This window comes from Phytohabitans houttuyneae (genome assembly GCF_011764425.1).
Lineage (GTDB): Bacteria > Actinomycetota > Actinomycetes > Mycobacteriales > Micromonosporaceae > Phytohabitans > Phytohabitans houttuyneae.
The window spans coordinates 2,019,844-2,031,650 of the sequence record NZ_BLPF01000001.1 but is presented as its reverse complement, the minus strand read 5'-3'; the positions used below and the strand labels follow the sequence as shown (position 1 = coordinate 2,031,650).

The window sequence follows — 11,807 nt, the reverse complement described above, 5'->3', positions numbered from 1 at the left end:
CTGGCCCTCGCGCGAGCGCGGGTCGCGGTCACAGCGAGGGGAGGCGCGGTGGCGTACGAGCGGGCGGTTGGCGGAGGCCGGGCGACCCTGGACGCTGCCCTGCAGCGGGCCGTCCGGCGGGCCTCGGTGATGCGGCAGTGCTTCTACGTCGTCGTGCTGCTGGTCGCGCTGGCCGGCCAGGTCTCCGGCGCCGTCGAGGCGCTGGGCATCCCGCTCGCCGCGGCGATACCGGCCGTGGGCGCGCTGGAGCTGGGCGGCATCGTCGTGCTCGCCAACGCCGACGTCCGGCGCCGCCTCGGCGAGCGGGCGATCGGCTCCCGCCTGCTGTCGGCGGCGATCGCGGTGGGCGCGGTCGCGTTCAACTGGCTGGCCCACGACGACCACCTGCTCGGCGGCTTCTTCTCGGGCATGTCGGCCCTCGGCTACCTGGTGTGGCTCACGCACACCGAAAACCAGCGCCGTGACCGCCTGCGCGCGACCGGTGACCTGCCGCCGACCACCCCGGCGTACGAGGTGTTCGCCCACTGGGTGCGCCACCCGCTGCTCACGCTGCGCGCGAAGTCGCTCGCCAAGGCCGACTCGGGGCTCGGGCTCTATACGTCGATCGCGGCCGCCCGCGCGGAGACGCGCCGTGACCGGCGGCAGCGGGCGATCGCGAAGGTGCTGCACCGCAAGATCCGTTCCGCCGTCGACCCGAAGACCGCCGACATCGCGCTCGCGGTGTACGACCTGGACGAGATCGCCGCCCGGCTCGCCCGCCGCGCCGACTACGACGGCCTGACCGACCTGATCGCCGCCGACCTCGCGCCCGCGCGCCTTGCCGGCCTGGCGCCGGGTGAGGAGCCGCAGGCCGTGCGGCCGGTGGAGCCCGCACCGGTGGAGCCCACCCCCGTCGCGGAGGACCTGGAGCCGGTGGAGGTCACCGAGGTCCTGCCCATGCGGCCCGCCGTGGTGCCCTCGGCCGCGCTGACCGAGCCGAGCGAGGAGTTCAGGGTCATCGAGGCGGTCCGGCGCGAGTGGGAGGAGCTGCAGCGTCCCAGCCGTGCCACCACCCGCGCGGCCGATGGCGACTCGCCGCGCCGCCGCTCGCGCACCACCGCGCGGCTGCCGGTACCGGAGCAGCCGCCGGCGCCCGAGGCCGACGCCGAGCCGGAGGCGGCGCCCGCGTCCCCGGCCGCTCGCCGGGAGCGGTCGCTGCGCAGCCGGGTGCACGCCGCGCTCGACAGCCACGCGCCGGCCGGCGGATACAGCGACAGCAACCAGCTGGTCGAGCTTGTCGCGGACGTGCTCAAGCTCGACGACGTCGAGCGCATGTCGGCGTTCACGTACGTGCAGACCTGGCAGCGCGACGCCGCCCGCGTGCCGCAGCAGGCCGGCCGCGCGTAGGCCCGCGGCGGTGCCCCGGCGGCGGCGCGTGGCAGGCTTGTCCGCATGGTGATCGATCTCGGGCTGGATCGGGAGCCGCCGGCCGCGCGGTTGCGTGACTGGGGGCGGCGGCCCGGGCAGTGGCGCCCGGTCACGCTCGCCCTCGTCATCGCGTTGCTGCTCGCCGTGACCGGCTCCGGGCCCGCGCCGGCGCCAAGCCTCACGCTCACCGGCGGCATGGCGCTCGACCGGCGCACCGACTTCGTGGTGCTCGGCGACCGGCTGTACGTGTCGGTGGCCAGCGCCGAGCGCACCGGTCCACCGACCGAGCACCGCTGGCTGCTGTCCGCGTACGAGCTGCCCAGTGGACGTCCACTGTGGACCGCTCCGTACGAGTCGAGCGTCGAGCAGTTCGTCGACGTGCAGCGGGCCGACGGGCTCGTGCTGGTCACCGGCCTCGTCGGCGGCGAAGGAATCACCACGCCGACCACCGCCGTCGACGCGGACACCGGCCGGGTGCTCTGGACGCTGCCCACGCGCGTCGCGGTCGCCGACGACGGGCGCACCGGCGTGATCGGCGGCGTGCTGCGCCCGGACGAGCCGTCCGGCCCGACCGTGCGTGCGGTGGACCTGTCCACCGGACGGGACCTGTGGAAGTCCACCCTTGCCGCGCCGACCACCATCCGGCCGGTACCCGGTGGGCGGGCTGTGACCGTGACCAGCGGCGACGGTGGCGGCCAGGTCGAGATCCGCGACGTCCGTTCCGGCCGGGTGCTGGTCTCCCGGGCGGTGCTGCCGCCCGGCGTGAGCCCCAACCTCTCGGTGACCGTTGGCGACTCGCTGTTGCTGAGCTACCAGGACGCGGAGGGCAGCCGGGGAATCGCCGCGTACGACACCGGCACGCTGGAGCTGCGCTGGCGCCGGGCGCTCAGCGAGGACGACGCGCGCCGTCTCAGCCCCTGCGGCGCTCTGGTCTGCACGCCCAACGCGTTCGGCGTGGAGGCCATCGACCCGGCCACCGGCGCGCTCGTGTGGCACACCGACGACGCGGACGCGGTGTTCGACGTGGGCGGTGTGCTCGTGGCGGACGCGCAGCCGGCCGGCCTGGCGGCGGTCGACCCGGCCACCGGCCGTACCCTCTTCGACCTCGGCGGGCTGGAGACGATCCTGACCTCGCGCACCGAGCACGGGCTCGTCTCGGTGGGTCGCACGATCGGCGACGACCGGAGCTGGCTGTCGATCGCGCGACCGCACACGGCAGCGCCGCGGCCGCTCGGTGTGGTGCCATATCGGGTATGGGACTGCGTCGCGGGCGAGCAGAGCGTCGTGTGCCGCGTGCCGGACGACAGGCTGAGCGTCTGGACGTACCGCTGAGCCTCCGGAACCTTCCGGCGGCGCCGGGGATCGGCTGCTTATGGTGATCGACCTGGGGATGCCTCGGGACGAGGTCGAGCTGGCGCCCCGCCCCCTCTCCCTGCGGCAGCGGCGGGGCATGGCGGCGTTGCTCGCCCTCGCCGCGCTGATGGGCACCGGCAGTGCGGCCGCGCCGAAGCGGTCGGCGCTGGTCTCCGTGGTCATCCGGGCCACCGCCGCCGACGAGGTCGTGGTGGAGGGCGACGCGCTCTACCTCCTGCGGCCCAGCCGCGGCACAGTCCGGGCGGGCCTGCGCACGGTCACCCGCTACCGCCTGCCGGACGCGACGAGCCCCGAGTGGGAGGCCCGCCTCTACACCGACGGCCCGCTGCGCGGAGCGTCCCTTGTGGACGGGACGCTGCTGGCCGTGGCGGACGGAGGGAAGGTACAGACGATCGCCATCGAGCCGGAGAGCGGGCAGGAGGTGTGGCGGCGCAGCGGGTGGTACCACCGCACCGGGCCCGGCCACGGGCTCCTGCAGGACTACTCGCCGGTGGTGGCGCAGCGGCTGTTCAACGTCGACCTGGCGACCGGAAACGTGCGCTGGTCGCGCCAGTACTCCACGGACGAACAGGTCCTGATCGACCGCGATCGCCTCGTGCACTGGGACAAGGCGGGCATCGCGCGGCTTTTCGACGCGGACAGCGGGGCGCTGCTCGCCACCGCGCACCTGCCGTTCGACCAGCAGATGTCCGTGCAGATCGTGGGCGACCTGCTGCTCATCCCCGGGACGTCCGGCGGGCGGCCGGTGATCACGGCGTACGGCAGGGACCGCCTCGACCGCCGCTGGCAGGCCGACATCGACCTGCAGAACGAGTTCGTCAGCGGCGAGTGCGGCGACGCGCTCTGCGTGGGCTCCGGCAACGACGAGAAGCTCCGCCTCGTCGACATCGCCACCGGGCGCACACGGTGGGCCGCGGCCGGCTGGGGGTACGCGTACCGCGTCGGTCCCTACCTGCTCGCGTACGGCCGGGGCCAGTCGACAAACGCGCGGGCCGCCGTGCTCGACCCCACTGACGGGCACGTCGTCGGCGAGCTCGGCGAGTGGAGCGCGTCGCTGCCCGCAGTGGGTGGCCAGATGCTCGGCATTCGGGAAAACGGCTCCCGTGCGCTCGTCGCGCGCCTCGACCCGCTCGTACCGGCCGTGGAGGTGCTCGGCGTGCTCGCGGACGTCTTCCAGTGCCAGGCCGCCGCGGTCGCCGTGGTGTGCCGGCGGGCGGGCGGATCTATCGGAGTCTGGTACCCCGAGCGCAGACTGTAACCGTGACCCTGACGAGCGTCATCGAGCTCGGCGAGATGCGGCACGGCCACGAGCTGGACGTGCCGGACGAGCCCGTGCGCGCGCCGGTGCGGTCGCGGTTCGGCTGGGTGCTGGTCGCCCTTGTCGTGCTGGCCACCACGATGGGTCCGGCGGTGCCCGAGCCGGTGCCGATGACGGAGGCCACGATCCCGGCGCGGCTGGGCGACACGGCGTTCGCGATCAACGGGCAGTACTACGTGGTCACCTCCGATCGCACGACCCTGGCCGGGCGGCGCACCATCACGGCGTACACGCTGCCCGACGCCGCCCGGCGCTGGCAGGCGCTGCTTCCGCTGTCCGGCGCGCTGCGCGGGGTCGGCGCCGCGTCCGGCCAGATGCTCATCAGCACCCAGCCCGAGCTGCAGGAGCAGGTCGAGAGCATCTCGATCCGCGAGTCCACCGGCCAGATCGCGTGGCGGCGCCGGGCGCTCTTCGAGGGCGTGACGCCGGGTGGCAGGGTGCTGCTCTGGACCTCGCCGGACGGCACGCCGGCCGCCTCGACCGGGCGCGAGGTGCTGCAGGCCGTCGACCCGGTGAGCGGCAGCGTCCGGTGGACCTACAAGGTGCCGACCGGCGGATGGCTCTCGTACCGGTACTCGGGAGACTCGGTCACCCACGTCGTCACGCTGCTGCCCTCCGGCACGGTCGAGGTGCGCGAGGTCGAGGACGCGCGGGTGCTGGCCGCCGCCGACCTCCTGCCGGCCCGCCCGCCGAACATCCCGGCCAGCTACGTCCAGTTCGCCGGCGACATGCTGCTCGTCCGCGACGGCCCGACGGCCGTGGCGTACGGCGTGGAGCGCCTCGAGCGCAGGTGGAGCGGCCCGATCGAGCTGGCCCGGGAGTACGTGGTGCCGCGGTGCGGCGACAAGCTCTGCGCGGTGGCGCACCTGGGCGGCGTGCGGGTGTTCGACCCGGCCACCGGGCGGGTGCTGTGGGCCGACCCGAGCCGGACGTCCCTCAGCGGCGCCGGCGACTTCCTCCTCGGCGGGCAGCGCGGCCGTGACGGCCTCACCGACCTCGCCGCGCTCGACCCGGCGACCGGGCGCGAGGTGGCCCGGCTCGGCGGCTGGAACGTGATCGCGCCACCGGCCGACGATGGCGAGCTGATCGCGATGCGCACCGACCTGACCACCTCCCGGGCCTGGCTGGCCCACGTCGACCCGGGAAGCGGCGGCGCGCACTTCTTCGGCGTGATCAAAGGTGTCACCGGTGACTGCGAGGTACAGGTGGGCGCGGTGATCTGCCGCCGCCTCAACGCGACCGTGGGTGTCTGGCACCCCGTCCCGTAGAGGCGCCGGGTTACCTTGGCTCACGCCGGTTTTCACCACAGCGGGTGGACGCCGGCTCACGCCGGTTTCACACCTGCCGGTGGACGCTGGCCTGGCAAACGAGAGTTGGAGGTGGCCGCCGTGCGGGTCCTGGTGGTCGAGGACGAGCGCAACCTTGCCGACGCGATCGCCCGCGGGCTGCGCAGGCAGGGCATGGCGGTGGATCTGGCGTACGACGGCTCGACCGGGCACGAGATGGCGTTCGTCACCCGGTACGACGTGGTGGTGCTCGACCGCGACCTGCCCGGCGTGCACGGCGACCAGATCTGCGCCGACCTCGTGTCCTCCGGCGCGCTGACCCGGGTGCTGATGCTGACGGCCAGCGGCACGGTCGCCGAGCGGGTCGAAGGGCTGCAGCTGGGCGCCGACGACTACCTGCCCAAGCCGTTCGCCTTCGACGAGCTCGTCGCCCGCGTGCAGGCGCTCGGCCGTCGGGCCACACCCGCCGCGCCGCCGGTGCTCTCCGTCGCCGACCTCGTGCTCGACCCGGCCAAGCGGGTGGCCACCCGGGCCGGCTCGCCGCTCGACCTGACGCGCAAGGAGTTCGGCGTGCTGGAGGAGCTGCTCAAGGCGCGTGGCGGGGTGGTGTCCAGCGAGGAGCTGCTGGAGCGGGTGTGGGACGCCAACACCGACCCGTTCACGACCACCGTGCGGGTGACCGTGATGACCCTGCGCAAGAAGATCGGCGATCCGCCCCTCATCGAGACCGTCGTGGGCGCCGGCTATCGCGTCTCGGAGGCAGCGCCGCCTTCAGCGCCGCACGAGCGAGGGAACCGGGAGAGCTTGTGACGGTGTACTCGGGGCGGCCCGGCCGCCACCGGCTGCGGCCCACCCTCCGCCTGCGGCTCACGCTGCTCAACGGGGTGCTCCTGGTCGGCGCCGGCGCGATCCTGGTGCTGCTCGCCTGGCTGCTGGTCGGCGACGCGCTGCACCCGGCCGACCAGCTCCGCGCCGGTACCACGGTCGAGCTGGCGGACGGCCGCCACCTGGACGCCCGCGTGTGGCAGGACCTGGTGGTCGACGCCGCCTCGCGGGAGCTGCTCGCCAAGGGCCTCGTCGCGCTGCTGGCGATCAGCGTGGTCGGGGTCGCCGGTGCGTACGCGGTGGCCGGCCGCGCCCTCCGCCCGCTGCACCAGGTCACCTCTACCGCTCAGCGGCTCGGTGAGGAGACGCTCGACCAGCGCATCCGCTACTCCGGGGCGGACGACGAGGTGGCCGAGCTGGCCGCCACGTTCGACGCGATGCTCGACCGGCTGGGTGAGGCGTTCGAGACGCAGAAGCGGTTCGTGGCCAACGCGTCGCACGAGCTGCGTACGCCGCTGGCCGTCATGCGCACCGAGATCGACGTGACGATGGCCGACGAGGAGGCGGACGTCGCCGAGTACCGGCGGATGGCCACTGTCGTGCGCGACGCCTCGGAGCGCGCCAACGGCCTCGTCGACGCGCTGCTGGTGCTGGCCCGCAGCGAGGCACAGTCGGGCCGGCGGCTGGCCCGCAAGGTCAACACCGACCTGGCCACCGCGGCCACGACCGCCCTTTCCGCGGTACAGGGTGAGGCCGACCGCCTCCAGCTGACCGTGACCACCTCGCTGCAGCCCGCGCCGGTGGTCGGCGACCCCAGCCTGCTCGACCGCCTCGCGGGCAACCTCATCGAAAACGCCATCCGCTACAACCACCTGCACGGAAAGATCTGGGCGCGCACCGGCTCGGACGCGGCGGCGGCGTGGCTGGTGGTCGGCAACACCGGCTTCGAGGTCGACCAGACGGACGTGCCGGGGCTGTTCGAGCCGTTCCGGCGCGGTGGCCGGGAGCGCACCGGCGCGCGCGGCTCGGGACTCGGCCTGTCGATCGTGCGGGCGGTCTGCGACGCGCACGGCGGCACCGTCACGGCCGCCGCACAGCCGGGCGGTGGGCTGGAGGTCACAGTCACCCTGCCCGCCGCCGACACCACGCCGGTCGTGGCCGCGACGGCCGCGGTGCCGACCCACTGACGGCGTCACCGGGGCCCGGCCAAGCGTTGCGTCGCGGCCAGTATCCTTTCGGCTGCGATGTTTTTGGTGACTGACGAAAGGGGTTCGCGGTGAGCAGGGAAACGCTGGAGTTCCAAGCGGAGACGCGACAGCTCCTGCATCTGATGGTCCATTCGATCTACTCGAACAAGGACGTCTTTCTCCGTGAACTGATATCAAACGCCTCGGACGCGCTCGACAAGGTTCGCCTGGAGTCTTTGATCAACAAGGATCTGCAGGTCGACACCGCGGATCTGCACATCGAGATCGAGGCGGACAAGGAAAACCGCACGCTGACGATCCGCGACAACGGCATCGGCATGAGCCACGACGAGGTCGTCTCGCTGATTGGCACGATCGCCAAGTCGGGCACCGGCGAGGTGCTGCGCAAACTGCGCGAGACGCCGGACGCGGCCGCCTCGCAGGAGCTGATCGGGCAGTTCGGCGTCGGTTTCTATTCGACGTTCATGGTCGCCGACAAAGTCACGCTGGTGACCCGTAAGGCCGGGGAGAGCACGGCCACGTTCTGGGAGTCGACCGGCGCCGGGACGTACGAGATCGAGACGCTCGACGACGCGCCGCAGGGCACCTCGGTCACGCTGCACCTCAAGCCGGAGGACAGCGAGGACAACCTCTTCGACTACACGGCGGAATGGAAGCTCCGGGAGATCGTCAAGCGGTACTCGGACTTCATCGCGTGGCCTATCCGGATGGCCGGCGAGGAGCAGCCGCTCAACTCGATGAAGGCGCTGTGGGCCCGGCCGCGCAGCGAGGTCAGCGCCGAGGAGTACCACGAGTTCTACAAGCACGTCAGCCACGACTGGACGGACCCGCTCGAGACGATCCACATGAAGGGCGAGGGCACCTTCGAGTACGAGGCGCTGCTCTTCGTGCCCTCCCGCGCGCCGTTCGACCTCTTCAGCCGGGACGGCAGGCGCGGCGTCCAGCTGTACGTCAAGCGCGTGTTCATCATGGACGACTGCGCGGAGCTGATCCCGCAGTACCTGCGCTTCGTCAAGGGCGTCGTCGACGCGCACGACCTCTCGCTCAACATCTCCCGCGAGATCCTCCAGCAGGACCGCCAGATCCAGGCCGTGCGCCGCCGGCTGGTCAAGAAGGTCCTGTCCACGCTGAAGGACCTGCAGGCGGCCGACGCCGAAAAGTACGGCACGTTCTGGACCGAGTTCGGCCGGGCGCTGAAGGAGGGGCTGCTCGAAGACCCGGACAACCGCGAGCAGCTGCTCGATCTGATCCGGCTCTCGTCCACGGCCGCCGAGTCCACGTCCCTGCGCGAGTACGTCGAGCGCATGAAGGACGGCCAGAAGGACATCTACTACATGACCGGCGAGTCGCGCGCGATGGTCGAGCACTCGCCGCACCTTGAGGCGTTCCTGGCCAAGGGCTACGAGGTGCTGATCCTGACCGACCCGATCGACGAGGTGTGGGTCGACCAGGTGCCCGAGTTCGACGGCAAGCCGCTGCAGTCGGTGGCCAAGGGCAAGGTCGACCTCGGCGAGTCGGAGCCACCCGCCGAGCAGGCCGCCGACTTCGCGGCGCTGCTGACGTGGCTCGGCGGCAAGCTGGACGAGGACGTCAAGGAGGTGCGGCTCTCGACCCGCCTGACCACGTCGGCCGCGTGCATCGTCGGCGACGAGCACGACATCACGCCGACGCTGGAGAAGATGTACCGGGCGATGGGCCAGCAGCTGCCGCACACCAAGCGCATCCTCGAGCTCAACCCGGACCACGCCCTGGTGACCAACCTGCGCGCCGCCCACGCCGCAAACCCGGACGCTGAGGACCTGGCCGAGACGGCCGAGCTGCTCTACGGCATGGCCCTGCTGGCCGAGGGCGGCGACCTGTCCGACCCGTCCCGCTTCACCCGCCTGCTCGCCGACCGCCTGGCCCGCACCCTCGACTAAGGCGGTTGATCAGGGAGTTGGTGAGCGTGTCGGCCGGCGTGTCCACCCACCAACTCCCTGATCAACTCCGCATGTCGACCGCGGCGCGCCGGGCGACCTCGGCGGCCAGTTCCGGGGTGGGGGCGGCGTGGAGGAGTGCGGTTTCCTCGGTGCGCAGCTCCAGCACCGGCGCGGACGGGGCCACGCCGGCGGATTCCGACCACATCGGGCCGTCCACCACTATCAGTGTGGCCAGGTGAGCGGCGGCCGCGTGGGCGACGGCGGCCGGTAGGGAGCGGTCGACCACGACCGACGCGGCGCCGTCGACACCCTGCGGGCTCGCCACGGCCTCCAGCGCGCTCACTGCGGCCGCGTCGTGGGCCGGGTCGGACTCGCGGCGCAGGAGCACGGGGTGCACCACGCCGCCGTCGGGCGCGGCGATCCGCGCGGCCAGCCGGAAGACCTCGGGCGAGGCGTCCACTCTGGACACCGCGACCACCACGCGGCTGCCGAGCGGGCGGTCGGTGGTGGACGGGTGGGGCAGCGCGCTCATGAAGCGGCGGGCGGTGATCGGCGACACGACGAGGCTGACCAGGATCAGCACCAGCACGGCGTTGACCACCGAGGTGCCGAAGAGCCCGATCTGGTACCCGATGGTCGTCGCCGCGAGCGTGGCGGCGGCCTGCGGCGTGGTCAGCGCGAACATCACGCCGGCCTGCGGGCGGGAGAAGCCGAGCAGCAGGTGGGCCAGCCAGGCGGCGAGCACCTTGCCGCCCATGCAGGCCAGGATGAAGAGCGCGGCGAGCGCGAGCGTGCGCGGCTCGACGATCACGCGCGGGTCGAGGATCAGCCCGACCGAGACGAGGAAGACCGGGATGAACACGGCCGCGCCGAAGAAGTCGATCCGGTCCATCAGCCGGCCCTCGTTGGGTACGAGGCGGTTGAGCGCCAGCCCCGCGAAGAACGCGCCCACGATGCCCTCGATGCCGAACACCTCGGCCAGCACCGCCGCCGCGAGGAAGCCGGCGATCGCGACCAGGTAGCGCACCGTGCGTTCGCCGCCGAGGCGGTGGAAGCACCACCGGGCCACGCGGGGCAGCGTGTAGAAGCAGAAGCCGCCGAGGACGGTGAACCCGGCCACCAGCCGCACCATCACCACCCAGGTGGAGGAGTCGCTGCCGGTGGTGCCGGAGACGACCGCGAGCACGATCAGCGCCAGCGTGTCGGTGAGCACGGTGGCGCCGACCGCCGTGGCGACCGCCGGGTCCGCACCCACGCCGCCGTCGCGGACCAGGGGGTACACGATCAGCGTGTGTGAGGCGAGCAGCGAGCCGAGCAGGAACGCGGACGGCGCGCTCCAGCCCAGCGCGAAGCCGACCACCGTGCCCGCCGCCATCGGCATCGCGAACGTGAGCAGCCCGAACGAGATGGCTGAGCGCCGGTACGCGCGGAGCAGCGCGAGGTCGAGCTCCACACCGGCCACGAACATCAGGTACAGCAGGCCGAGTTGCCCCAGGTCGGGCAGCGTGTCGCTGGCCTGGCTGATCCAGCCGAGGCCGTTGGGACCGATCGCGTACCCGCCGAGCAGCAGCCCGATGATTCCCGGCACCCTGGCGCGCTCCAGCAGCAGTGGTCCGCCGATCACCACGACGAACAGCAGCAGAAACTCCCACGCCGGGCCGTGCGGGGCGCTCACCCGCCCCTCCCGATGACCGGTACGTCGGCCTCGGCGTCCCGCAGGTCGGCGCCGAGCCACCGCCGCGCCAGCCGGTCGATCGTGCCGTCGTCGGTGAAGGCGCGCACCGCCGAGTCGACCGCCTCGCGGTTTGCCGAGCCCTGGGGGAGCGCGGCCGCGAGCGAGTCGTCCGAGGCGATCTGCACCGCCACCCGCAGCGCTCCGCCCGAGCGGTCCGCGATGACGAGCGCGACCGGCAGGTCCAGCAGTACCGCGTCCACGGAACCGGCCGCCAGCAGCGCGAGCGCGGCCGGCTCGTCGGCGGTGAGCGCGGGTGGCGCGGTGGGCCGGACAACGTCCGCGAGGACGGTGGCGAGCGTCGTACCCCGCGTGACCGCCCAGTTCCTGTCGCGGGCCGCGGCCAGGTCGGGGATCGCGGCGGGGGAGAGGCCGGCCGGCGTCGCGGCCAGGTACGGCTGGGAGAAGTCGAGCACCCGATCGCGGTCGGGGGTCGCGGTCACCTGGGAGAGTGCCAGGTCCGCGCCGCCCAGATCGCCTGCGACGATCCGTTCGAACGGCACGCGCACCACCCGCAGCCGCAGCTTGAAGCGGCTGGCGAGCGCTTCCGCGAGGCCGTACTCGAAGCCGCCCGGCTGCTCCCAGAAACCGGGCAGTGGCAGCGTGGCGGTGGCGACCGTCAGCTCGCCGTCCACCGCGGGCCGGAAGTCGCCCGCGGCGGGTACGCCCCGCGCGCATCCGGCCACCAGCACCAGAACGAGCAGCGCCCCGATCCCGCGCATGTGATCACACTAGGCA

At 73.0% G+C, this 11,807-nt stretch carries 9 protein-coding genes; 7 read left to right on the top strand and 2 right to left on the bottom strand.

Translation table 11 applies throughout. The features are described 5' to 3' along the window. Window positions 1-48 precede the first annotated feature (48 nt). From Phou_RS50595 to htpG, 7 genes are all read left to right on the top strand, one after another. Complete coding sequence (locus tag Phou_RS50595) at window positions 49-1,386, top strand: hypothetical protein (RefSeq protein ID WP_178134957.1); 1,338 nt, start codon at window positions 49-51, stop codon at window positions 1,384-1,386. Window positions 1,387-1,431: 45 nt separating this feature from the next. Then, entirely contained in the window at window positions 1,432-2,739 is a 1,308-nt protein-coding gene (locus Phou_RS09115; RefSeq protein ID WP_173055290.1) for an outer membrane protein assembly factor BamB family protein, read from the top strand. Between the two features lie 40 nt (window positions 2,740-2,779). After that, window positions 2,780-4,039, top strand: a complete 1,260-nt coding sequence (locus tag Phou_RS09110) for an outer membrane protein assembly factor BamB family protein (RefSeq protein WP_218578886.1) — start codon at window positions 2,780-2,782, stop codon at window positions 4,037-4,039. Window positions 4,040-4,041: 2 nt separating this feature from the next. Further along, window positions 4,042-5,367, top strand: coding sequence for an outer membrane protein assembly factor BamB family protein (locus Phou_RS09105; protein ID WP_173055286.1), 1,326 nt, complete (start codon window positions 4,042-4,044; stop codon window positions 5,365-5,367). A 120-nt stretch (window positions 5,368-5,487) separates the two neighbouring features. Beyond that, the gene (locus tag Phou_RS09100) at window positions 5,488-6,195 is read left to right on the top strand and encodes a response regulator transcription factor (RefSeq protein WP_173055284.1); all 708 of its coding nucleotides are present in this window, start codon (window positions 5,488-5,490) and stop codon (window positions 6,193-6,195) included. Next, a complete protein-coding gene (locus Phou_RS09095) occupies window positions 6,192-7,397 on the top strand; it encodes a sensor histidine kinase (RefSeq protein WP_246273441.1) in 1,206 nt (401 codons plus the stop codon). Before Phou_RS09100 ends, Phou_RS09095 begins: the two co-directional genes overlap by 4 nt. A gap of 89 nt (window positions 7,398-7,486) precedes the next feature. Beyond that, on the top strand, window positions 7,487-9,337 hold the full coding sequence (gene htpG / locus Phou_RS09090; RefSeq protein WP_218578884.1) for a molecular chaperone HtpG: 1,851 nt from the start codon (window positions 7,487-7,489) through the stop codon (window positions 9,335-9,337). A 61-nt stretch (window positions 9,338-9,398) separates the two neighbouring features. Here htpG and Phou_RS09085 read toward each other — a convergent pair whose 3' ends face one another. Beyond that, complete coding sequence (locus Phou_RS09085; RefSeq protein WP_173055282.1) at window positions 9,399-11,012, bottom strand: cation:proton antiporter; 1,614 nt, start codon at window positions 11,010-11,012, stop codon at window positions 9,399-9,401. After that, window positions 11,009-11,791, bottom strand: a complete 783-nt coding sequence (locus tag Phou_RS09080; RefSeq protein WP_173055280.1) for a transporter substrate-binding domain-containing protein — start codon at window positions 11,789-11,791, stop codon at window positions 11,009-11,011. Before Phou_RS09080 ends, Phou_RS09085 begins: the two co-directional genes overlap by 4 nt. Window positions 11,792-11,807: the final 16 nt, after the last annotated feature.

Excerpts from the sequence above, each read along its gene's own strand:
- Phou_RS09115 (WP_173055290.1), top strand. The coding sequence starts at position 1,432 with ATGGTGATCGATCTCGGGCTGGATCGGGAGCCGCCGGCCGCGCGGTTG.
- Phou_RS09110 (WP_218578886.1), top strand. The coding sequence starts at position 2,780 with ATGGTGATCGACCTGGGGATGCCTCGGGACGAGGTCGAGCTGGCGCCC.
- Phou_RS09080 (WP_173055280.1), bottom strand. The coding sequence starts at position 11,791 with ATGCGCGGGATCGGGGCGCTGCTCGTTCTGGTGCTGGTGGCCGGATGC.